This is a genomic window from Ignavibacteriota bacterium (genome assembly GCA_016713565.1).
In the GTDB taxonomy this organism is placed as follows: domain Bacteria; phylum Bacteroidota; class Ignavibacteria; order Ignavibacteriales; family Melioribacteraceae.
The window spans coordinates 806,257-830,697 of sequence record JADJOX010000008.1 but is presented as its reverse complement, the minus strand read 5'-3'; the positions used below and the strand labels follow the sequence as shown (position 1 = coordinate 830,697).

At 31.0% G+C, this 24,441-nt stretch carries 23 protein-coding genes, 2 tRNA genes and 1 riboswitch; of the genes, 1 reads left to right on the top strand and 24 read right to left on the bottom strand.

Annotated features, from left to right (window positions below):
* Window positions 1-76: 76 nt before the first annotated feature.
* Window positions 77-169, bottom strand: a riboswitch (TPP riboswitch).
* Window positions 170-225: 56 nt separating this feature from the next.
* Window positions 226-2,820 (bottom strand): AsmA family protein, encoded by a 2,595-nt coding sequence (locus tag IPK06_18290; protein MBK7981917.1) that lies wholly within the window; start codon window positions 2,818-2,820, stop codon window positions 226-228.
* A gap of 143 nt (window positions 2,821-2,963) precedes the next feature.
* On the opposite strand from IPK06_18290, the gene purU reads away from it, so the two are divergent.
* Window positions 2,964-3,815, top strand: a complete 852-nt coding sequence (gene purU / locus IPK06_18285; GenBank protein ID MBK7981916.1) for a formyltetrahydrofolate deformylase — start codon at window positions 2,964-2,966, stop codon at window positions 3,813-3,815.
* Window position 3,816: 1 nt separating this feature from the next.
* On the opposite strand, the gene IPK06_18280 is transcribed toward purU, so the two are convergent.
* From IPK06_18280 to IPK06_18170, 23 genes are all read right to left on the bottom strand, one after another.
* Entirely contained in the window at window positions 3,817-4,278 is a 462-nt protein-coding gene (locus tag IPK06_18280) for a hypothetical protein (protein MBK7981915.1), read from the bottom strand.
* Window positions 4,279-4,404: 126 nt separating this feature from the next.
* On the bottom strand, window positions 4,405-6,237 hold the full coding sequence (ftcD, locus tag IPK06_18275) for a glutamate formimidoyltransferase (GenBank protein MBK7981914.1): 1,833 nt from the start codon (window positions 6,235-6,237) through the stop codon (window positions 4,405-4,407).
* A gap of 17 nt (window positions 6,238-6,254) precedes the next feature.
* On the bottom strand, window positions 6,255-7,931 hold the full coding sequence (locus IPK06_18270; GenBank protein MBK7981913.1) for an Ig-like domain-containing protein: 1,677 nt from the start codon (window positions 7,929-7,931) through the stop codon (window positions 6,255-6,257).
* A complete protein-coding gene (mltG, locus tag IPK06_18265) occupies window positions 7,910-8,959 on the bottom strand; it encodes an endolytic transglycosylase MltG (protein ID MBK7981912.1) in 1,050 nt (349 codons plus the stop codon). The genes IPK06_18270 and mltG overlap by 22 nt, the downstream gene beginning before the upstream one ends.
* Window positions 8,960-8,975: 16 nt before the next feature.
* On the bottom strand, window positions 8,976-9,998 hold the full coding sequence (tsaD, locus tag IPK06_18260) for a tRNA (adenosine(37)-N6)-threonylcarbamoyltransferase complex transferase subunit TsaD (GenBank protein ID MBK7981911.1): 1,023 nt from the start codon (window positions 9,996-9,998) through the stop codon (window positions 8,976-8,978).
* Window positions 9,998-10,897, bottom strand: coding sequence for a proline dehydrogenase family protein (locus tag IPK06_18255; GenBank protein ID MBK7981910.1), 900 nt, complete (start codon window positions 10,895-10,897; stop codon window positions 9,998-10,000). The genes tsaD and IPK06_18255 overlap by 1 nt, the downstream gene beginning before the upstream one ends.
* A gap of 77 nt (window positions 10,898-10,974) precedes the next feature.
* Window positions 10,975-11,571, bottom strand: coding sequence for a dephospho-CoA kinase (locus IPK06_18250; protein MBK7981909.1), 597 nt, complete (start codon window positions 11,569-11,571; stop codon window positions 10,975-10,977).
* A gap of 40 nt (window positions 11,572-11,611) precedes the next feature.
* Complete coding sequence (gene rny, locus IPK06_18245; protein ID MBK7981908.1) at window positions 11,612-13,183, bottom strand: ribonuclease Y; 1,572 nt, start codon at window positions 13,181-13,183, stop codon at window positions 11,612-11,614.
* 209 nt (window positions 13,184-13,392) lie between these two features.
* Window positions 13,393-13,692: a cell division protein ZapA gene (gene zapA, locus IPK06_18240; protein MBK7981907.1), complete on the bottom strand. Its 300-nt coding sequence runs from the start codon at window positions 13,690-13,692 to the stop codon at window positions 13,393-13,395.
* Window positions 13,693-13,741: 49 nt separating this feature from the next.
* Window positions 13,742-14,059, bottom strand: coding sequence for a hypothetical protein (locus IPK06_18235; protein ID MBK7981906.1), 318 nt, complete (start codon window positions 14,057-14,059; stop codon window positions 13,742-13,744).
* Between the two features lies 1 nt (window position 14,060).
* The gene (locus tag IPK06_18230; GenBank protein ID MBK7981905.1) at window positions 14,061-16,457 is read right to left on the bottom strand and encodes a phenylalanine--tRNA ligase subunit beta; all 2,397 of its coding nucleotides are present in this window, start codon (window positions 16,455-16,457) and stop codon (window positions 14,061-14,063) included.
* 15 nt (window positions 16,458-16,472) lie between these two features.
* Entirely contained in the window at window positions 16,473-17,465 is a 993-nt protein-coding gene (gene pheS, locus IPK06_18225; GenBank protein MBK7981904.1) for a phenylalanine--tRNA ligase subunit alpha, read from the bottom strand.
* 73 nt (window positions 17,466-17,538) lie between these two features.
* The gene (rplT, locus tag IPK06_18220; GenBank protein ID MBK7981903.1) at window positions 17,539-17,886 is read right to left on the bottom strand and encodes a 50S ribosomal protein L20; all 348 of its coding nucleotides are present in this window, start codon (window positions 17,884-17,886) and stop codon (window positions 17,539-17,541) included.
* 16 nt (window positions 17,887-17,902) lie between these two features.
* Window positions 17,903-18,094, bottom strand: coding sequence for a 50S ribosomal protein L35 (gene rpmI / locus IPK06_18215; GenBank protein ID MBK7981902.1), 192 nt, complete (start codon window positions 18,092-18,094; stop codon window positions 17,903-17,905).
* Between the two features lie 7 nt (window positions 18,095-18,101).
* The gene (locus tag IPK06_18210; protein MBK7981901.1) at window positions 18,102-18,623 is read right to left on the bottom strand and encodes a translation initiation factor IF-3; all 522 of its coding nucleotides are present in this window, start codon (window positions 18,621-18,623) and stop codon (window positions 18,102-18,104) included.
* Between the two features lie 28 nt (window positions 18,624-18,651).
* Complete coding sequence (gene thrS / locus IPK06_18205; protein ID MBK7981900.1) at window positions 18,652-20,583, bottom strand: threonine--tRNA ligase; 1,932 nt, start codon at window positions 20,581-20,583, stop codon at window positions 18,652-18,654.
* A 41-nt stretch (window positions 20,584-20,624) separates the two neighbouring features.
* Window positions 20,625-20,698 (bottom strand) — tRNA-Val (locus IPK06_18200).
* A gap of 56 nt (window positions 20,699-20,754) precedes the next feature.
* Window positions 20,755-20,840: transfer RNA gene (locus tag IPK06_18195), tRNA-Leu, on the bottom strand.
* Window positions 20,841-20,953: 113 nt separating this feature from the next.
* On the bottom strand, window positions 20,954-21,730 hold the full coding sequence (locus IPK06_18190) for a TIGR02757 family protein (protein MBK7981899.1): 777 nt from the start codon (window positions 21,728-21,730) through the stop codon (window positions 20,954-20,956).
* Between the two features lies 1 nt (window position 21,731).
* Window positions 21,732-22,451 carry a pyridoxine 5'-phosphate synthase gene (locus IPK06_18185; protein ID MBK7981898.1) on the bottom strand — a complete coding sequence of 240 codons (720 nt, stop codon included), beginning with the start codon at window positions 22,449-22,451 and terminating at the stop codon, window positions 21,732-21,734.
* A 39-nt stretch (window positions 22,452-22,490) separates the two neighbouring features.
* Window positions 22,491-23,219, bottom strand: a complete 729-nt coding sequence (locus IPK06_18180) for a CPBP family intramembrane metalloprotease (GenBank protein MBK7981897.1) — start codon at window positions 23,217-23,219, stop codon at window positions 22,491-22,493.
* Between the two features lie 6 nt (window positions 23,220-23,225).
* Window positions 23,226-23,738, bottom strand: coding sequence for an adenine phosphoribosyltransferase (locus tag IPK06_18175; GenBank protein MBK7981896.1), 513 nt, complete (start codon window positions 23,736-23,738; stop codon window positions 23,226-23,228).
* A gap of 24 nt (window positions 23,739-23,762) precedes the next feature.
* The gene (locus IPK06_18170) at window positions 23,763-24,332 is read right to left on the bottom strand and encodes a hypothetical protein (protein ID MBK7981895.1); all 570 of its coding nucleotides are present in this window, start codon (window positions 24,330-24,332) and stop codon (window positions 23,763-23,765) included.
* Window positions 24,333-24,441 lie beyond the last annotated feature (109 nt).

Genomic DNA, 24,441 nt, shown 5'->3' with positions numbered 1-24,441 from the left:
AAAATTTTCAAAAGGGATTTTAATGAGAATGGTTTAAAACAAAAAAACCAATTCCCATAGAGAAAAGGTTTTATAATAGATCTGAAACTCATTTCCCTACGCCAGCATTACCCGGATCAGGTTCAAGGGTTTGTTCTCAGTCACTATTGTGACACCCCTAATGAAAATATAATACAAACTTACTAAGAAATTGCTTTATGTCAAAAAAAAATAAAACTCAATAAATTAATTTTTTCCGAATTTAAAAATATTTTTCATTTTCTTTTTGGCTTCTTCTTCAAGCTTTTTCTTTAATTCTTCTTCCTTTTTCTTTGCTTCCTCTTTAATTTTATTTTCAGCTTGTGTTTTCAAGGAATCAACTTTTTGTTTTGCCTCTTCAACAACTTTGTCTTTCACTTCTTCAACAGCATCCTTTACAATATCTTTTGCAATGTCTGTTGCGGAAGTAGTAATTTTAGGCGAATCAATTGTTCCACCAATCAATGCTTTAACTTTTACTTTATCACTTTTAATAATATTCAGATCTTTTTTTAGTAGTCCGCTAATTGCTGAATTTGCTGATTTTTGTAAATTGCCAGCTGGAATATCGATATCCATTGTATAGTCAATTGATTGATCAATACTGTTCGAACCTGATAATGTAACGTCATAATCAGCAATTTTATAGGAAACAGGTGAAATAAAAAATTTACCGTTTTCAATTTTAAAAGAAGGATTAACATTTTTAATACTCGGATTTGATAGTTCGGATATTTTCAAAATATTTCCCAAAGTTGTAAAAGGTTTGAAACCTTTAATCTCAATTGATGTCAAACTAAGTTTCCCGTTGCTGTTAAAACTGTTCCAATCAGGCACTAATTCGTTATTCAGATTAGTTGTAAACGAAAGAGTTGAACTGAAATTACCTTGAATATATTTCGCAATCGGAGCAAACTGTTTAACAGTGATAAAAGAATTATAAGTTTTGTTTATATCGAAATTGGAAATATTCATTGAGAAATTTACTTCAGGATTTTCCGTTAATTCGTCTTTAAAGTAATAACCATTGCCTGCCAATGAACCGTTTAGTAAGTTCATAAATAAGTTTTCCATTATAACTTTGCTGTTTTTAACAATTAGTTTTCCCTTAAAATCTTTGATATCAAGGTTATCGAAAATTAAATTTTTTATTGTAGATGATAAAACAAAATCAACATTTTTAGGAATATTAATTGCGGAAATTTTTACGGAATCTGACTTTTTCGGAGTAGTGCTTTCATCTTCGGACATAAAAGGATTCATGTTAAAATAGTTTGATGTAACATTTAATTTTCCAACTAAAATTCCATCGGCAAGAAAAAATGAAATCAAATTGTTCAATTCCCCGGAAGCGCTCAAATCGCTCTCACCTATTTTTGTACTAAATGATTTCAACTCAACCTTTTTTGGCGTAAAACTAAGCTCCGCATTAGGAATACTAACTTCTTCTTTTAAATCAATAGATTTATACTTAAAATTCTGCAATTTCATTTTTCCGTTTGCATTTATATTTTCATAATTTTGCTGCTCAGTCTGCAAATTTCCCGTAAAACTTACATCGGAATTTATAATTCCGCTCAGTGTAGTTATATTTTCAAATTTAATCGCATTTTTCAAATTATCTAAATTGATTACTCCTTTCATCATTGCATCAACAAAAGGCGATTCTTTAATATTTGTAACTTTTAATTTTCCATCAAAAGGATCTTTTCCAAGTTCAAAATGAATTTTGCTCAAGTCAATTATTGTGTTATTAATTATACCGTCGTTATTTGCTATTGTTAAATCTACGTTAACGTTTTTAACAGGAACTGGTAATTGCGGATAACTGAAATCAGCATTAGCAACATTTATTTTTAAATTGAAAGCTGGAATTAAATCATCCGTAGATTTACCTTTTAAATTACCGGATAAATTAGCAGTTCCATTTGCTTTTAAGTCAGCAAAATTATTTTTATAAATTGCAGGTACTAATGAAAGAATATCCTTAAAGCTTGCGGAGGGAGCGTTAAATTTAAAATCAACGAAAAGTTCATCATTCGGAAATTCAACTCCTCCATCCAAATTAAGAACTAAGTTATTCATTTTCAGCTGATTATTTTTCAAAATAAATTTCATATCCTTTAGATTAACATCTAAGTCCATTGTCAATTCAGCGCTTACTCTATTTAAGAATTTTATATTGTTCATTTCAAATGTTAATTCTTTAACATCAGTTTTTGTTCTTAAAATAAAATTATCTTGACTAAAATCACCATCGCCGGTATGATTTAATCCATTAATAGCGGCAACCATATTTGAAGTTTGATCGATATACGCAATTTTACCATTAACAATTTCATAAGATTCTAGATCAACCGATATTTTACCATCAGATTCATTTTCAGTAGTCTCATTTTTATTCTCTTCGGGAAATATTTTATAATTAGCTGTACTGTCTTTTAAAATAAAAACCAAAACTTTTGGATTTATCATCTTGAAGGAATTTATTTTAATTTTATCGCCGGAAATAACACTCATTAAATTTATTGACAAGCTAAGATTTGAACTGCTGAAAACCGTATCTCCTTCAAACGGCGCTTTATTTACTATTGAAAGATCGTTCATCGATAAAGATAGATTGGGGAAACTGGAAAATAAATTTAATCCGACATCACTAAAATTTAAAGTTGCATTTAAATTTTTATTTGCTTCATTTTTAATAAGGTCTGTTATCTGAGATTTGAAAAAGAAAGGAATTATTAAAATAAATAAAATTAATGCGACAAATATTATTCCCGTTATTTTCAATATTTTCTTCATAAAAATTACTCCGATATTTTACACAAGCCTAATTATTAATAAATATTAAATATTTTTTTTATATGTTTGAAAAAATAAGCTTAAAATTTACTATTACAAATAACGTTTTTTTTTGAATAATAAACAATCTACAAAACTTTGACATGAACAATATTGCCATACTGCTCTTAAGCTGTAAAGATCAAAAAGGTTTAGTTTATAAGATTACTAAACTGATTTACGAACTAAATGGAAATATTATTGATTTGGACGAACACGTAGATCAAATTGAAAAAATGTTTTTTGTAAGAGTCGCTTGGAACTTTGACGAAAGTAAAAATAGCAAATCTGAAATTACTGAATCCTTTTCATTACTCGCAGGTGAATTTAATTCAAAATGGGAAGTTAAATTTGAAGATGAAAAACAAAATGCAGCAATTTTTGTTTCAAAATATGATCATTGTCTGCAGGAAATTTTATGGAGAAACAGTTTATCTGAGTTAAACATAAATCTTAAACTCATTATTTCCAATCATCCTGATCTAAAAGGTTTAGCAGAACATTATAAAATTCCGTTTTACGTGTTTGAAATTAATAAATTAAATAAACCTGAAATTGAGTTAAAAGAATTAGAATTACTAAAACACAACAATGTTGAATTAATAGTTCTAGCAAGATATATGCAAATTCTTTCTCCAGAATTTGTAAAAAATTTTCCTAACAAAATTATCAACATACACCATTCATTTTTACCCGCATTTATCGGCGGAAATCCATATAAACAAGCATTCGAAAGAGGCGTAAAAATTATTGGAGCTACAAGTCACTATGTTACAAGCCAATTAGACGAAGGCCCGATTATTGAACAGGATATAATTAAAATTACCCACAATGATTCCTTGGAAGATCTTATTACGAAGGGCAGAGATCTGGAAAGACTCGTTCTCGCGAGAGCGCTTCTGCTGCAAAGCCAAAACAGAATTTTGGTATATGGGAAAAAGACGATTGTATTTTGATTTATTTTAATCCAACCGACTTATTCGCCTTAACTTTAATTTCATATTTTTTTGAAAAATTATTTTCAAATAATGAAACATTGATCTTTATTCCGGGAATATTCATATTGTATTCAGATATGTTTAACGTATCAATTTCATAACCTTCATTTTTACAGCCTTTGATCAGTGAAATCAATTCGTTATCCGCTGCTGATTTTGAATCAAATGTTTTTGAACACTCTGCTTGAAAAACTTCAGCCTTGTTAGCAACAAAAACCGATTGAGAATTATCAGTTTTGTAAAATACACATTGCATTTCTTTGTTACTACGGTCTTGATGCGCCGGTTTTCCAAAGTGAGAAACAACGTAATCCATTTTTTTACCAATGATTTGATAGATCTTTAAATTTTGAGAATTGTTTGGGAATGGTAAAATAGGATTTAACACAAACACACTTAACAACAACCACGAAGTTTTCATTTTTCCTCCTCGCAAATTGTCAATTCAGTATAAAGTGAATCTGTAAATAATAAATAATTTTGAGAATAATACAATAAAATCGTATTTAAAATTATCCAATTAAGAACAAAAAACGCAATTAAAATTTTACATTATTTTCGATTCAACATAATTTAAAACTTCTTCTAATGCTAACTGTGCGTCTTTTTTTAAATTGCCGCATTTGTCTTTCATAGAATTACAAAATTCCACGTCTTTTATTTCTTTAAGATTTATAAGAACATTATAAATCCCACCAATTACACCTGAGTAAGCCATTTGTGCACCCACGCCAACATCGGTTATTGAATTCGGATTTCCGTTTTTCGCGACAATTAATGAAATATCAATTACTTCTTTAGATAATTCAGCAGTTTTATGCGGTACAAGTACCGCTTTTTTTAATCCGTTCTGCATTGCTTGTTTTCTTATTTCTTTTTCACTTGCGGAATTGTTCGGCAATCTTTTCGCGTTCATAAAATCATTAAACGCGTGTGTGTCTTCATCTATCGCCTTCATTAATTCGTTTTTTATTTGCTGAGATTTTTCAGCAGTGGAATTTAGAAGTTCATCAATATTTTCAGAAGCTTTTTTAAATGATGATAAATTGCTTACCATTGAAGATAAAGCCGCTCCTAAAGCTCCTGCAAGCGCCGCAATTGAACCGCCGCCGGGAGCCGGAGTTTCCCTTGAAACTTCGTCGACAAAATCATATAAGGTCATCTCAACCAAAGCGTCGTCAGAATTTTTAGGTAATCCTAACACTCTTTCCGAAATTCTAAAATCATTTACGTCATTTAATCCCAATGATTGAACCGCTGAGTTTAAAATATCTTTTACCGGAATTCCGGTTGATCTTTGCTGTTTTTGTAAGTAATACTTGCCCGATTGATAAAGCGCATTAAACGGAACTAATCCGACAATTTCACTTCCGGTTACAACAATTCCTCTTTCTTCGGCTAATTTACGCGCCGCTTCCAAAACATCGTGCATTGATGTAACGTTATAATCAGTTAAATTAATAGAAATTTGAGATCTGTCGAATTCATTTACTATCCAGCCAATTGCTTTGCAATTTTTGAATAGTCCTTTTTTCTTTACAGATTCACCTTCAGGCGAATCGGGGTTAATATCATTTAACTTTAATAATTCGGTAAGATCATAACCATGAACTTCGCTGCAATGCTTAATTGTTTCACTTATTGTTTTTCCGTTAAAATCGCACTCACCGCAAGGATAAATATCTTTTTCATACTTAATAACATTTTCACTTTTATAGTAATACGGAAATGATGCAGGTCTCCTCGCCGATCTTCCCTTTTCTCTTAACTCATAAGCTATATCAATTGCATGAAGTTTTTCTCTAGTATTTAAATTTATGTTATAAGCAATTAAAAATTCTCTCACACCAATTACTGTCGCGCCGCTTCTTTTATTAAACTCAACTGGACCAAAATCGGGTCTCCAATTTTCATCTTTTAATTTTTCAGATAAACCTTCGTATTCACCTTTACGAATTACTGCAAGATTTTTTCTATCTGTTTTTCGCGCGGATTTTTCATATAAGTAAACCGGAATTTTTAATTCCTCACCAACTCTTTTTGCAACATCCTTTGATAATTGTACGCATTCTTCAATTGTAATTCCGTTTACCGGAATAAACGGAAAAACATCGGTTGCGCCCATTCGGGGATGAGTGCCGGAATGCTTTGACATATCTATAAGTTCAGAAGCTTTTTTAATTGCCTGGAATGCCGCTTCGGCAACTCCATTTTTATCACCAATAAAAGTAACAACAGTTCTGTTCATATCGGCACCGCGATCTACATCGAGGAGTTTTACATTGCCGACCTTTTCAATTTCATCTGTAATTTGTTTAATAATATTTAAATCTCTGCCTTCGGAAAAATTAGGTACGCATTCTATTAATTGTTCATTCATATCATTCTCATAATAGTTTAATAATTTATTTCGATATCACCGACCGGCCAGCGCGCTCTTAAGTTCAAAGTATCAGGATAAAAATAAAATTCCTCGGAATACTTTAGTGAATCAAAATTACCAAATGAATATTTATTATTCGAATCGGCGTCACTGTAAAACCAGAGTAAATATTTTGCCGGATTCAGTCGTTCAAAATTAAAAATACCGTCTTTAGAAACATCTTTTTGAATCTGCATTTTTTTATTTTCAAGGTTCTTAAGAACAGCTTTTGTATTTTTCTTTTTGGTAACAACTTTTCCACTTGCACCTGAAAAATCCAAATTATTTATTGTTGTTAATTTATTTGTAACAATTGTATCAACTTTATTTCCGACTAAATCCGTAATGTTCTTAAAGTTAATTTTAACTTTATAATTTGTTTTTGGCTTCAAATCATTTAGCGGAATTATTTTTACAGAGGCATCATTTATTTTTTCGAAATTAAATTTTATTGAATTGCTGTCAGGATCAAGAATTACCAATGCCGTGTTAAGTATTTTTGTATCAAATCCATCTGAAAAATTAATGGTAAATTTCGGCTGATGATAATCAATTGTATTCTTTGCTAAGTCAGTTACTAATTGTGTAATCTTTATATAATTCGTATCAACTTTGTTGCTTGGAGTAAAATTAATACTTTGACTCAAAATTTTGTTTTTATTCAAATCAAAAATATCATGCGCAGATAAATAAATATTGTTTTCATCATTCAAAGAATCATTGATACAAAGGACATATTCACTTTTATTAACATTGCCTTTAAAATAATTCTTTACGTTAAAAGTTTTATTTTGTGTTGAGTCGACTATTGAAAAATTATCTGCGCTCATTTTAGAGCTATCTATTGGTTCACTGAATTCAACTACAATATGATTTTTATCCGTCATAGTCGCGGATAATATATTAGGCGGAAGTGTATCTTCTTTTGTCATAAAAAAATTTACATCATAAACCTTATTAGCAGAATCTTGAATTACTACGCTTCCGGAGGCAAATCCAATTTGATCTTCACCTTTGTCGTAAACCAAGTTTTTAAATTCATCTTTAACCGCAAACAATTCATACTCACCATTGCCCAAACCATTAATTTTATATTCACCGGTTTTGTTAACCTGCGAAACATAATCCGGTTTATTTTTATAAATGTTTAATGAATCCACATTTTTTTTATAAGCAAAGATCATTATTTCATCTACTTTATCTGCATAAACTTTACCGCTAATGTTTCCGCTGTCTATTTTACTTCCGGTTGAAAACGTAAGGATAAATGGTTCTGTCATTTTGTTATTATTGTTTACATCCGTAATTTCTGTACCAATAACAATTGAATAAGTTGTGTTTTCTTTGAGCTTTTCTTTGAAAGTTATCTCCACAGATTTATTAGTCCATGAAAATTCCGGCGTGCTTTCCAAAATTGGTGAGATGAAAAAAGCGTCATTAACAGTTCGTTTAGTTACATATTCGGAAAAAGTAAGTTCAATAAAATCTTTATCAAAATTTGTCGTTCCGTTTTCGGGAAATGATTCCAATATTTTTGGCGGAATAATATCCTTTTCTCCGCCGGGAGGTGAAAGTTGATTTGCGCAGCCTATCATTAACAAAATTGTAACTGCAAATAAAATAGGAAATATTACTTGTTGTTTTCTCGCCAAATTCTGTACCTGTTTACTTGTCGTTCATGTTCGGTTGATGATTCTGAAAATACGTGTCCGCCTTTTCCATCAGCAACAAAATAAAAATAATTATTTTCTTCCGGAAATATTGCGGCCATAATTGCTTCTTTTCCGGGATTGTTAATTGGAGCCGGCGGTAAACCATAGTACATATATGTGTTAAACTTGGAATCTATCTCTAAATCTTTATAAAGAATTTGATTTACCTTAGCGTTGTTTTTTCTTAAAATATATTGAATTGTTGGATCAGCCTGCAGTTTCCAATTTTTTCTAAGTCTATTATAATAAACTCCTGCAATTCTGCCAAACTCTTTAAAATCATTTGATTCACCATCAATTATTGAAGCCATAGTTAAAATCTGATTTTGATTCATATTCATTAGTTTCAATTGATCAATAACATCTTTTTGCTCAAATATTTTTTTTACTTCATTTGATAACTTTTTAATTATATCTTCTTCACTTATTCCTTTATAAAAATAATAAGTTTCGGGAAGCAAATAACCTTCTAAAGATTTTGTGTTTAGGTTTAAACTTTTAATAAATTTCTCATCATTGGATAATTTCATAAATTTTTTTGCTGATATTCCCAATTCATCTTGAAGAAGCGCCGCTAATTTCTCATGCCAAATTCCTTCCTGAATTGTTACTAATTTTTGACCTTTTGGTTTACCCTGAATTAAAATTTTTAATAATTCTTTGTAATTAGTTCCATCGGGAATTTCATAATTTCCCGCTTTAATGTTTCTATCAGCGCTGTAAATATGTGACGCGGCCTTAAAATAAAATTTATTATGAATTATGTTCTTTTCATAGAGTGAATCAACAATTGAATTGAATGTTTCACCAGAAGCAATGTTTAAAATTACGGACTTTGAAGTTCCGTTGTAATTTGGTTTATAAAACATAAAGATGAAATTACCTGTTATAAAAACCAATAACCCAATTCCAAAAAATATTTTTGACTTTGTAGGTTTTAGAAAACTTTTTCTATTTTTTTTTGCCATAATTTTTAAATATAATTTACAGTATTTTATTCTCAAAATAATCTTTAGTAAGATTTGGAAAAGCATTAGAATTTAATGAAAATCTATAGCCTCCTTTAAAATATTGATATCCGCGTAACGCTATCATTGCTGCGTTATCTCCGCAATATTCCATATCAGGAATTATTATTCTTTTACTAAATTTTTTCCCAAGAAGTTTTAATTCATTTCTTAATTTTAAATTTGCGGCAACTCCGCCAACAAGCGAAATACATTTTACATCAAATTCATTTATTGCGTGAATTATGTTTTTTAAAATAGCGTTAACCGCGGCATTTTGAAAAGAAGCCGAAATATTTTTTTTATCTTCGTCATTTATTGGTCTATCTTTTTCAATATTTTCAATTGATCTAAGTACCGAAGTTTTAATACCGCTGAACGAAAAATCATATTTATTCTTTGTTCTAGCAATTGGATATTTTATGAAATTTTCATCTCCTGTTTCAGCATATTTTTGAATTAACGGTCCGCCGGGATAACCCAGTTTAAGCATTTTTGATACTTTGTCAAAAGCTTCTCCTATCGCATCGTCAATTGTGGAACCGAGTTTAATAATTTCAAATTCGCTTTTAACCAAAAGCAGTAAAGTATGTCCGCCGCTAACTGCCGAACAAAGAAACGGATACTGGGGTTTTTCGTTCATTAAAAATCCCGAAAAAATATGTCCTTCGATATGATTTACTGGAACAAACGGCTTGTTTAAAGCAAGCGATAAACTTTTACCGAATGTTAAACCGACCAATAAAGCGCCAATTAAACCTGGTCCTGCTGTAGCCGCAATTAAATCAATATCGTTAAGTTTCAAACCACTATTATCTAACGCATTTCTAACCAACGGTATAATTTGTTGTAGATGTGCCCTGCTTGATAATTCGGGAATTACACCGCCAAATTTATTATGGAAATGCTGAGATGAAATTAAATTTACAATTACATTTTCATCTTTTAATAGTGATACTGAAGTTTCATCACACGAGCTTTCAATTCCAAGAACTATCATTAATTGAACTTAAAAATACTTTTTGCAATATGTCCTGCTATCTCGGGATTTTCCTGCATTCTTCTTATTGAATACGCATACCATTTTTTACCGTAAGGCACATAGATTCTTATTTTATGTCCATCGGAATTAATTTTGTCTCTTAATTTTTCAGTAACTCCGTAAAGCATTTGAAATTCATATTTATCTTTGGACAATTTCATATCATCAATAATTCTATATGCGCCGTTTACCAAATAATCGTCATGTGTCGCAATACCTACATAACTTCCATTCTTCAGCATCATTTCTAAAAGTTTTAAGTAATTATCTCTAATTGACTGCTTATTTTTATACGCAATTTCATCCGGCTCAATGTAAATACCTTTGCATAATCTGTAGTTTGTTTTGGTCGAATTAAGATCCTTTACATCATTTTCAGTACGCTTCAGATAAGCCTGAACAACAATACCAACATTATCAAACTCACTTTGCAATTTTTTAAATATCCTTATTGTTGAAGAAGTGTAAGGAGAATCTTCCATATCTACCCTAACGAAGTTATTTAGTTTTTTTGCATGCGTTAACACTTCTCTAAGCTGATTATAGAAAAAATTTTCATCAATGCTTAAACCTAAAGAAGTCGGTTTAACTGAAAGATTTGCTTTTAAATTATTTTGATCAATTGCGTTTAGAACTTTGAAACATTCTTCTTTTTCATCAATTGCTTCATCTTTGGTTTTTATCGCTTCACCTAAAACATCTAAAGTTGCAAAAATACCTTTTGCGTTTAACAATTTTACTACATTTACGGCATCTTGTAAATCAACTCCGGCAATATATTTTTTCGCAAAAATATGCACTATTGACTTAGGAAGCAGTTTAACAAAATTTACAATAGATTTGTTTAATAATTCCACATTTACCTCAATTTTAATACATGAAAAATAAATGTTCAAAGATTGCTAATCAAGAAATGTATGAAGGAAATGTGATTTTATAACGAATTAAAAAGTCTCAAGAAAAACTCTGTCTTTGTTTTTAGGTCTTCTAAATTGCCATTATTGATTATAATAAAGTCGGATTTAGATTTCTTTATGTTTTCAGGGATTTGATTTTCAATAATTTTTAATATTTCACTATCTGAATAATTGTTTCTAATTTTTATTCGTTCAATTCTCTTATCATCATCAGCTGTTACTAACAAAACGTGATCGAAAAGTTCTTCCATTTTTGCTTCAAATACCAACGCTGATTCAACAAAAATAAGATTTTCAGTTTTTTGTCTTTCCGTAATTTCTTCAGAGATATTTTTAATTGTGGCAGGATGAACGATTGAATTTAATAGTTTTAATTTATTTTTATCGTTAAAAACAATATTGGAAATAAATTTTGAATTTAATTTGTTATCAATAAAAACTTCGCTGCCGAATTTTTCAATCAGTTTTCTGCGAATTTCTTTATCGGTCTGCATTAATTTTCGCGCAGTATCATCGGCATTTAAAACAGTAAAACCATTCGCTTCAATTATTTTTGCGACAGTTGTTTTACCAGTGCCAATTCCGCCTGTTATACCGATTTTTAATTTGTTCATATTAAAAAAAATACCGGATACATCCGGTATTTAATAAAATTTATTTTGCGTAAGCTATTTTTCTGACTTCACGTATAACCGTAACTTTTATTTGTCCGGGATATTCCATTTCTTCTTGGATTTTATGAGCGATATCTTCCGCCAATTTTTCTGAAAACTGGTCATCGGCTTTATCCGGTTCAACAACAACTCTTACTTCTCTTCCTGCCTGAATTGCGTAAGTTTTAGCAACACCTTCAAATGTGCTGGCAATTCCTTCAAGGTTTTCTAATCTTTTTACATATCCTTCCAATGGTTCTCTCCTAGCGCCCGGACGTGCGCCGCTAATTGCATCGGCAGATTGAACCAAAGCCGAAATTGCGTGTGTCATTTCTACGTCTTCGTGGTGACTTGCCGCTGCATTTATAACAATTGGATGTTCTTTATATTTTTTAAGTAATTCACCTCCAATTAAAGCGTGAGGTCCTTCTATACTTTTGTCAACAGTTTTACCAATATCGTGAAATAATCCGGCACGTTTGGCAATTTGCTGATCCAAACCAAGTTCAGCTGCCATAAATCCCGTTATATAAGCTACTTCAATGCTATGTTGAAGCAGATTCTGACCGTAACTAGAACGGTATTTCATTCTTCCAATAAATTTAACTAGATCTCTATTAACTCCGTGAATTCCAAGTTGAATAAGAATATTTTCTCCCTCTTTTTGAATTTCTTCTTCAAGTTCCTGCTCAACTTTTTTAACTACTTCCTCAATTCTTGAAGGATGAATTCTTCCGTCAGCAATTAATCTTTCTAAGGCAATTCTTGCAATTTCTCTTCTGTACTGATCAAATGCCGAAAGAATAACGGCTTCGGGTGTATCATCAACAATTACATCAACACCGGTTGCGGCTTCAAATGCTCTAATATTTCTGCCTTCTCTTCCAATAATTCTACCTTTCATCTCATCGTTTTGAATTTGTAAAACTGAAACGGTTGTTTCAACAGAATGATCAACAGCTGTTCTTTGAATTGCTTGAACAACAATTTTTTGAGCTTCTTTTTTTGCTTCAGATTTTGCTTTTTCTTTAATCTCATTAACAAATTGCGAAGCGTCAGATTTTGCCATGTCAATTACATTTTCCATCAACATCTTCTTTGCTTCATCTTTTGTTAATCCTGCTGTTTTTTCCAATCTAATATTTTGTTCCGCAATCAGTTTTTCAACTTCTTCAAATTTTTTCTCAAGAATTTCTTGATGTTTTTTATTTTGTTTTTCAGATTCTTTATTTTCTTTTTCCTTTTCTAAAACAAGTTCATACTTTTTTTCTAAACTTTGCTCTCTTTGTTCAATCTTCTTTTCATAAGCCAACATTTTCTGCTGTTTTGTATTTTTTTCAATATCAAATTCTTGTTTCTTTTTTAGCCATTCATCCTTAACTTCCAACAATTTTTCACGTTTGATGTTTTTGGCTTCTTTTTCAGCTTCGGAAATTATATTTGCGGCACGTTCGTTAGCGACACTGATCTTATTTGCGGCAATTTTCGAATGTATCAGCCAGCCTAGATAAAAAGCTACTGCGGAAAAAACGATGACCAATAAAAGTATAATAAACGGGTTACTTAAATCCATTTCCCCTCCGGAAATAAACCCGCAACTGCCAACTAAGGATGGAAAAACTCATCCTTATTAGTGTGGGTAACTGCCCAATGCTTTTTACTTCCACTAGTCCGTTTCCGGAATCCGACGAATCGGATTGAGGCCTGTAATACACATTGTGAGTCAGAAACCCTAAATGAACTCTGTTAGTTTTTCATGTATTAATTGGCAGTGCGGAAATTTTATGATGGAATGGACTCAATATCAGATTTATCTAAAAGAAGCTTTATTTTTTTTATTTTGTCAGTTGCTTGTATACTAAATTCCCTAAACCTATTTTTTTCAACGGATAGATCATATGCAATATTTAATGCTGCAATTATGGCTATTGTTTCCGACGGTTGATCTTTTAACTCAGTTTTCGTTTCATCCATAATTTTATTTACATAATTTGCCAATTCTGTTGCAATTTCTTCATTTTCTACGAGCAATGAAAATTCTTTATCAAATATTTTTACTTTAAGCTTCTTTTTTTCTGACATTTTGTCTATTCTGTACCTAAAAATATCCTACACAATTTGTTAATTAAAACTACGACCTTATATGATAATCAATTCTCGCAATTAGATCATCAATCTGACTTTTTAAGTTTTGTCTTTCTTGTAAATCTAATGTTGATTTTTTAATTCCTACCGTTGAAGATTTATCTTCAGCAGTGTTTAATTTTTTTTCCAATTCTTTAATTTTTAAAATCAGTACATCGTTTTCTTTTGTTAAACTGTCTACTTTTTGCTTTAATGCATTTTTTTCGTTTGTTACATTTTCGGTTTCTGAAACATGACTTTGAATCACTGATTCCAATGATTCAATCTCTTTCATGAATAAATCATATTTAGTTGATTCACTCACATTAACCTCTTAATTCTGCGTTAAATTTAGTTTTAACAGCCTCAATCGTTTTCCAAAATTCCACATCTATTTCATCTTCGCGCAGAGTTTTGGTTTCATCAAAATATTCTAACTGAAACGCAAGGCTTATTTTATCCGAACCTAATGTTTCACTTTCAAAGATATCAAATAAATTTACATTTTTCAATAGCTTTGAGCTAGAATCTTTTATTGTATTTAAAACTTCGGAATAGGTAATTTTCTTATCTAAAATAAAGCTGAAATCTCTAAAAACCTTTGGATATTTTAACAAAGGCTGACTTTTCCTGACTAATTTATCTAATTTTCTTAATTGAGATAAATTATATTCGGCAAAATAAACATCTTTGGAAATTTCAAATTTTTCCAAAATTTCTTTTTTTAACTTTCCGCCGGTACCAATAACATTACTACCAATTCTCTGTTCAAATCCAAATTCACAAACATTGCTTTCTAAATTATATTTTTTTTCAATTTTAGCATTAATATTTAATTGTTCTATAATGTTGTCATTTATCCCAATCAAATCATATATGTCAAAATTTTGACTTTTCTGGTACCATGTTGAATTTATTCTTTCGCCGCAAACCGCAAATGTTAAATTTTGATTCTCTTCAAAATCTTCAAATGATTTAATTTCATAATTTTTTTTTGAAAAAACTTGTCCAATTTCAAAAAACATTAAATCGTTTTCTTTTACTTTAAGATTTCTTGAAATGTTCATTAAAATTCCAGGCAGTAAGGAAGTTCTTAAAGTAGACATTTCCGTACTTTGCGGATTTAATACTTTAATAGGATTTTTTCCATCAATAATTTTTTCTTCGCTCAGCAAAGAATTACATATAACTTCATTGAATTCTAATGCGGTAAATTTATTTCGTATTGAATTTTCAAAATCCGTTTCGTCAACTTTTTTATCTAACGATAAAGAAATTTTTTGAACGGGCGGAATTTCGTCAAGTCCGTAAATTCTTATAATTTCTTCCACTAGATCTATTTCTCGTTCTATATCATTTCTGAATGTTGGAACTTTAACTTCGAGAAGATCATCGGATTCTTTGGTTATATCAAACTTTAATCCCATAAAAATTGATTTAACATTTTCATTGGAAATTTTAAATCCCAAAATTCTCTCAATACGGGAAAATCGAACGCTAAGTAATTTCGGCTCAATTTTATTTGGATAAATATCAATTATTTCATTTATAATTTCGCCGCCGGCTATTTCTTTTATCAATTCTGCGGTTCTTAATCCAGCCGCTAATGTTCCATTTGGATCGATACCTCTTTCAAATCTGTAAGAAGCATCGGAAGATAATCCCAAGCGTTTAGCCGTTTTCCTGATAGATGAAGGATTGAAATAAGCGCTTTCAATTAAAATATTCTTTGTTGTAGAAGTTACTTCTGAATTTTCTCCACCCATCACACCGGCAATTGCCACGGGTTTTTCAGCGTCGCAAATCATTAAATCCGATGAACGCATATTTCTTTCTTTTGAATCTAAAGTTGTAAACTTTCCTTCACCGGAAAAATTTTTTACAACAATTTCACTTCCAGAAATTTTATCCAAATCAAATGCGTGCAAAGGCTGACCAACTTCATGAAGTACAAAATTGGTTATATCAACAATATTATTTATTGGACGAAGTCCAATGCCTGTAAGTCTATCTCTTAACCATTTAGGCGATTCATCGACTTTAACATTTTTAACAACAATGCCGCAATATCGGGGACAAGCACTTAGATTTTCAATTTTTATTTCGGCAAATTTATTTTTATCAACTAACGAATAACTTGTTTTTATTTTTGGAATTGTTAATGATCTATTAAAAATAGCGGAAAGATCCCTGGCCAAACCAATGTGACTTAATTCATCTGAACGGTTTGGCGTTATAGCAACTTCTAGTATAACATCATCCATATTCAGCGCTTTTGCAAGCGGTTCACCAATTTTTAAATTTTCATCTAATATCATTATTCCTGAATGATCATCCGACAAGCCAAGTTCATCTTCGGCACAAATCATTCCCGAAGATTTTTCGCCTCTAATTTTTGCTTCTTTAATTTCAAATTTTCCGTTTGGAATTACTGCCCCAACTTTGGCGAAGGCAACGGTTTGTCCGGCTTTTACATTTGGCGCACCGCATACAACATCGTAAATCTTTGTACCGTCATTAACCTTGCATACCGAAAGCTTATCGGCATTAGGATGTTTTTTAACATCTTCAACTTTGGCAATTGTAATATTTTCAAACTCGCTTGATCTGTCAATTACTTCTTCAACTTCTGATCCGGAAGTAGTTAATTTATCAACGATGTCTTTAACGGAAATCCCGTTGAGATCAACATATTCTTTCAGCCAATTTAGTGAAACTATCAAAACAAATTCCTCAACTTATTTAAATTGATTTAAAAATCTTTTATCATTATCAAAGAAAAGCCTAATATCGTCAATGCCGTATTTAAGCATAGCCATTCTTTCAATACCCATTCCAAAGGCGTAACCGATATATTTTTCCGAGTCAATATTTAAATTATTCAAAACATTAGGATCAACCATTCCGCATCCGAGAATTTCGAGCCATTTGCCTTCTTTCCCTTTTGGCTGCCACCAAATATCTACTTCGGCGCTAGGTTCTGTAAACGGGAAAAAGCTTGCTCTAAATCTATATTTTACATTTTCTCCAAAAAGTTGTTTGGCAAAATAAACCAATGTTCCTTTAAGTTCGGCAAACGTAATATCAGTATCAATTACTAATCCTTCAACTTGGTGAAACAAGCAGTAACTTTTGGCGCTAATTGCCTCATTACGGTAAACTCTACCCGGCATTATTGCTCTAAATGGAGGTTTATTGTTTTTCATCAATCTTACCTGAACCGGTGAAGTATGTGTCCTAAGTAAAAACGACTCATTAATAAAATAAGTATCCTGCATATCTCTTGCAGGATGATCATCGGGAAAGTTAAGCAATTCAAAATTATTTTCATCAGATTCAATTTCAGGACCCGTATAAACAGAAAACCCGAGACCTTTAAAAATTGCTTTAATTTCGTTTAAAGTCTGCGTCAATACATGAAGCGCGCCAATCTTATTTACTCTACCGGGAAGTGTAATGTCAAAATATTCTTTGTGAGTCTTGTTATTCGCTTCAATTTTATTTTTCAAATCGTCAAAGATATTTTGTGCTAAATTTTTTTCATCATTAAGAACTTTACCGAACTTTGGTTTTTCATCTTTTGGAAGAATTTTAAATTCTTCAAAAAGCTGGGCGTAAATTCCATTACGTGAAAAATATTTAATACGCAGATTTTCTAAGGAAGACGGATCAGAAATATTGCTTGAATCAAAAAGAAATTCTTGTTTTATTTTTTCTATTTTATCTTTCATAGCAATTCTAGAATTTAAAAAAATACCCCTAAAATTAATCTGCCATATTTTGGAAGATTTTTAGGGGTAAAAATTATGCAGCAACAAATTTTACAATATCTGAAAAAGCATTAGGATTTTCAACAGCTAAGTTGGCAAGAACTTTTCTATTGATCTCAACACCTTTTTTATTCATTGCGTCAATTAATTTTGAATAGGTTGTACCGTTTAATCTTGCAGCAGCATTTATTCTAACAATCCATAAATTTCTATAAGTTCTCTTTTTGAATTTTCTATCTCTGTAAGCAAACTGTAAACCTTTTTCTACAGAATGTTTTGCAACGGTATAAACTTTACTTCTTGAACCCCAGTAACCTTTTGCAAGTTTTAATAGTTTTCTCCTACGTGCACGTGATGCAACATTATTTTTTGCTTTAGGCATTTTTCACAAACTCCTTTTATTGTAACATTGTTTTTACGCGTTTTAAATCAGCATCAGAAACAAGTGTAGCTTTTCTCAAACCTCGTTTAGTTTTTGTACTTTTTTTTGTAAGAATATGAGATTTAAATGCTTTATTTCTTTTAACTTTACCGGAACCGGTTTTTCTAAAAGTTTTTGAAGCACCTCTATTACTTTTCATTTTTGGCATAATTTACCTACTTAGTTATCTTTTTACTTTTAATTTTTTTTGGTTGAAGGATTGCGTGCATGGCTTTTCCTTCAAATTTAATTTCATGTTCTATTAATGAAACTTCGTCCAAATTTTCAAGAAACTTAACTAATAATTCTTTGCCGTGTTCTTTGTATGCAAGTTCCCGGCCTTTAAAAATTACAGAAACTTTAACTTTGTTTCCTTCGCTAAGAAATTTTTCAGCGTGTCTGGATTTGAAATCAAAATCATGTTTATCCGTATTCGGATGCAGCCTAATTTCCTTTAAAACGGTAACATGCTGCTTTTTCTTTTGAATTTTCTCCTTTTTTTGTTGTTCATATTGAAATTTACCAAAGTCAATAATTTTACAAACAGGCGGTTTAGCTTGAGGAGCTATTTCAATTAAATCCAAACCTAGTTCTTGTGCTTTTTTTAATGCATTGAATGAAGTATAAATTCCTAGCTGCTGACCATCTGCGTCAAGTACTCTAACCTCAGGATGTCTTATTTCTTCATTTACTCGCAGTTTTTCTTGAGCGATGAAAACCTCCAAATTAGTTAATGGATAATTTATTTATTTCTGCTTTAAGATTCACTAAAAATTCTTCTAAATTTGAAGAACCTTTGTCGCCTTCTTTATGCTTTCTCACAGAAATTGTATTTGATTCTTTTTCTTTTTCGCCTAAAATTAACATATAAGGCACTTTTTGAACTTCCCATTCTCTTATTTTATAGCCGATCTTTTCGTTTCTCGAATCCAATTCAACTCGAATATCATTTTCAAATAACCTCTTTTTAACGGTCTCGGCATAATCTAAATAATTTTGAGATACGGGAATTACCGCAACTTGAACCGGAGCGAGCCAAGTTGGAAAAGCTCCGCCGAAATGTTCAATTAAAACTCCTATAAATCTTTCAATCGATCCAAACAAGGCTCTGTGAACCATGAATGGACGATGTTCTTTTCCGTCTTCGCCGATATACTTCATATCAAAGCGTTCCGGCAAATTAAAATCAAACTGAATCGTACTCATCTGCCATTCTCGATGAAGCGCGTCTTTTACTTTAATATCTATTTTAGGACCATAAAAAGCACCGCCGCCTTCATCCATTTCAAATTCTAAATTTTCTGAATCTAATGCTTTCTTGAGTAAATTAGTCGCCTTTTCCCAAAGTTCATCGCTGCCGACGGCTTTTTCGGGTTTAGTAGCAACATAATATTTTAATTTCTCGAAACCAAAAGTCTTCCACATATAATTTGAAAAACGGATTACTTCTATGATTTCATTTTCAATCTGTTCTTGCGCACAAAATATATGCGCGTCATCTTGCGTAAAACCTCTAACTCTTAAAAGTCCGTGAAGAACTCCGCTTTTTTCAAAACGGTAAACAGTTCCTAATTCTGCCCATCTAAACGGCAAATCTCTATATGAATGAAGATTTGCTTTGTACATCATTATATGAAAAGGACAGTTCATTGGTTTGATGTAATAATCCTGTTCATCTATCTTCATTGGCGCGAACATACTTTCTTTATAATTTACAAGATGTCCGCTTGTTTCCCAAAGCCAGCTTTTTCCAATATGCGGAGAATAAACTAATTCGTAACCATTCTTTAAGTGTGCGGCACGCCAAAAAGTTTCAACTGTATTTCTAATTCTTGCGCCTTTTGGATGCCAATATATTAAACCCGGACCTGCTTCTTCTTCAATACTGAAAAGCCCGAGCTGTTTTCCTAATTTTCGATGATCGCGTTTTTTTGCCTCTTCCAACAATTCCAAATGTTCATCGAGCATTTTCTTTTTTGGAAATGAAACGCCGTAAATTCTTTGTAAACTTTGACGTTTCTCATCACCACGCCAATATGATCCTGAAATATTGATCAGTTTAATATATTTTATTTTTCCCGTTGATGGTACATGAGGACCGGTACATAAATCGGTAAAATTCCCTTCATGATAAAGACTTATTGTTTGTGTTTCACCATCAAGTTCGCTTATAATTTCTTGTTTATATTGGTCACCAGTATTTGTGAAAAAATCCAAAGCTTCTTTCTTCGATAATTCTTGACGCTTGAATGCATTATCTTGCTTTGCGATTTCCAACATTTTGTTTTCAATTTTAACTAAATCAGCTTCAGTAATTTTTGTATTAATATCAAAATCATAATAAAATCCACCTTCAATTGCAGGACCAACGCCGAATTTTGCTTCAGGATAAATTGACTGAATAGCGTGAGCCATTAAATGCGAAGTAGAATGCCAGTATGTTTCTCTTCCCAATTCATCATTGAATGTAAAAAGTTGAATAGACGCATCCGAAATGATTGGACTTTTTAGATCAACCATTTTGGAATTGACTTTGGCAACCAGAACATCTTCAGCTAATCTTGAAGAAATCGATTCGGCAATTTGCAAAGGTGTAATACCATTCTCAAATTCTTTTTCCGAACCATCCAGAAATTTTATTTTAACTTTTTCATTCATATTTCTAATAAAAAAAAACGGAGTAAACTCCGAAAAAAATGTGGGTTCTAAAGGATTCGAACCTTTGACCTTCTGCACGTCAAGCAGACGCTCTAACCAACTGAGCTAAGAACCCAGTCTGATAAAAGCTTATTATTTACTAAAAACAAACTTTTCATTTTTAACAGCTAGTACCGAGGATCGGACTCGAACCGATACGGGAGATACCTCCCACAGGATTTTAAGTCCTGTGCGTCTACCTATTCCGCCACCCCGGCATTAGATATTAAATATTTTTTAAGAACTTACATTAAAAAATAGACCGTAAATATAAACTTTTAATGATTTTTATGCAATTAAATTTATTTTATATATAAATTTAATAAAATTTCTAAAAATCAAGTTTTCTCATTCCAATATGGCAAATCGCAAAATCATATTTAACCGGATCATTTTGGTCAAATTTCTTTAGATTTTCGGTTATTTCTTCAGCCATTTGCCATGATACATTTTTATGATTTGTCAATCCCAAGTTTTTGCTCAATTTTGCTATATGAGTATCAACTGGAATTACTAACTGCTTTTTATTAACGGCATTCCAAATTCCAAAATCAATATCATCTTTTCTAACCATCCATCTTAAAAATAAATTCATTCTTTTACAAGCACTGCCTGAAAATGGATCAGGGAACATAAATTTGACACTTTTCGAAGTAGGCGAAATTCTTTCCGAAATCTCAATTAAATTTTTTGAAAAAAATGACAGTGTATTTTTAATATTTTTATCCTGATCAAAATAGTACAAAAGAAAAAGATGTTTTATTGATTCGTATTCATTCAAAATATATTTAATAATAAGAAATAGTTTATTAACATCTTCGCCCGTATAAAATCTGTGTTTGAAGGAATTAAAAAATTTATTGTGCTGTTTTACATTAAAGTTGAAGAAATAATCTGTAGGTGAATTCCCTATCAAATTATGCAACTTCTCCAAAGAATTATTGATCTGAGAAACATTGCCATATGCAAATATGCTTGATATAAAAGCCGAGATCTCAATATCGGATTCAATTTTATATTTTCGCGGAAAAATTATTGGATCGGCATAAATTTGAGTTGAATCAAATTCCTTATAATGGTATTCTAACCTGCGCTTCAGCGAATTCAATTTATTTTCGATCAATTAAAGTCAACATTTCTTTTACGGCTTTCTCTAAACCAACAAAAACCGACCTCGCAATAACAGCCTGTCCAATACTTACTTCATCAATATTTTCGATAGCAATAAATTCTTTGATATTGTTGTAATTTAAACCATGTCCTGCGTTAACGCCAAGACCCAATTTTTTTGCGTGTTTGGCGGCTTGTCTAATTCTTTCCAATTCATCAAAAACATCTTCTTCTAGAATTGCGTTTGCGTAAACACCTGTATGAATTTCAATTACGTCAGCATTTATTTCGGCAGCCGCGTCAATTTGATTTAAATCAGGTTCTACAAATAATGAGACCGGAATATCAAATTCATGCAGTCTATCAATAGCACTTCTGATCAGATCGATATTATCAATTACATTCAATCCGCCTTCAGTTGTAAGCTCTTGTCTTTTTTCCGGAACGAGCGTAACCAGATCGGGAACAACATCACACGCAATATCAATAATTTCCTTAACCGCAGCCATTTCAAGATCGAGTTTTGTTTTAAGCTGTTCACGCATTAACCTTAAGTCTCGTTCGTTAATATGTCTTCTGTCCTCTCTAAGATGAACGACAATTCCATCAACACCGAAAAGTTCAGCCATTAATGCAAATGTTACAGGATCGGGATTATCTTCGCCTCTTGCGTTTCTTAAAAAAGCGACATGATCAACATTCAATGAAAATTTCATAATAACTGCCTTTCAATTTAGATATGTAAAATTACAATTTATTTATAAATTCTTTATGAACGAAATTAAATCCAAAATAACCAAAATTGAGCTATGAATTAAAAATCCGTAAATTATTGTTCTATATCTTAAAGCCAAATATCCTAAAAATATCCCGCCGAAAATTGAAGCAAAAGTTTCTAAAAAAGGTTTTCCGTTATGCAAAATTACAAACGGAATCATTTGGATAAAAATAGAATAAACCCCGAACTTTTCTTCTAATCCAAAAAGCAAAAATCCTCTAAAAATAAATTCCCATGAAAAAATAAATAATATAAAAAGCAATTCATAAATAACGAAAGTAGATAGATCATTTTTTGCGCTTTGCATCAAAGGAAAATATTGAACAAAATTTTCGGAAGAAGAAATTAAAATGATTACCGGAAGAAAAATTATTAGCGTAAATAAAACAACTACAATTCCATTTAGCTTAATATTAAATTTTAATCCGTAACTTTTAGCCGGTTCATAAAAAATAAATTTTATTAATAAAATTGGAATTACCAAAAACAACACTGTATCAAATAAGAACCAAAATCCATAAGCATATATATCTGTATTAACCTGTGTAAAATAATCTTCTAAATTTTGTCTGAAAAATTTTGGCGTGGAAAAATACCAGCTGACCGTAAATAAAATTATTGAGCTAAAAAAAATTATGCTGATCTTAGAATCAAGTTTCTTAAATTCATTTATGAGATGTTCAAGTTCATTTTGAAAAACTTTCAGCATGATATTTTAATAATGAATTAATGAATTGATTTTATAATTTTCCAAAAGTTTTCTTCCGTTTAAAAAATCCAATTCGATAATAAACGAAATTTGATTAATTGTAGCGCCGAGTTTCTCAACCAAATTGCACGCGGCTTTCATCGTTCCACCCGTAGCAAGCAGATCGTCGTGTAAAAGTACTACATCATTTTCATTCAGCGCGTCTTTATGAATCTCAATGGAGTCAACGCCGTATTCAAGAGAATATTCTTCTTTAATTTTTTCCGCGGGAAGTTTTCCGGGTTTTCTTATCGGGATAAATCCGCAGTTTAATTTTTGCGCCAACGCCCCGCCAAAAATAAATCCGCGTGATTCAATGCCTACTACTTTTGTTATTCCTTTATCTTTTGCAAACAAAAACAGGTTTTCGAGCGTGAACTCAAACGCTGCTTTATCTTTTAATAATGTTGTAATATCTTTAAATATTATTCCCTCTTTGGGAAAATTTGGAATGTCGCGAATAAAATTTTTAATTTCCATTGAACACCTATAAATTTTAAAAAATCAATTACAATATCTTAAAACCAAAAATGATGAAATAAATCCTAAAAAACCGCCCGCAAGAATTTGTATAGTTGTGTGAACCTTCAAAATATATCTTGATGAACCGACTAAAATTAAAATTATTAGAAATATCCAAAATTGATTAATAAATAATGAAGCGCCTAATGGTATTCCAGCACCCATTGCGTGAGCGCTGATTTTCCAAAATCTATTTATGTTTATAATCAGAATACTGCTAATCAAATATATAAGCCAAAGTTTTAAAATTACTTCATTAATATTAAATAACGATGAAATTACTAATCCCAAAAGCGTGTATAAAATTGCGTAAATATAAGGAATTGTTCTCTCTTCTTTTATCGTCGCGTCATCGTTTACAATTTTGCCTTTTTTACGAAAATTAATAAAAGTAAAAACCGGTATTACCAATCCCAATGCAAACGAAATGAAAATTGAAATCCATTTTTTTTGCTGTTCAAAATAGATTGAAAAATATATAAATATCAGAAAGTTTAAAACCGGAGGAACAAATAAATAAGAAATGATTTTAGCAATTTTTTTTAAGTGCATATTCGGTTAGGCATACCTAAATTTTATTTGCGCATAAGAGATTCATTTTTTAAATAATTTCCATTTGATCATTTTTTATATTTGAATAAAATTAAATGAAAAATTCGAA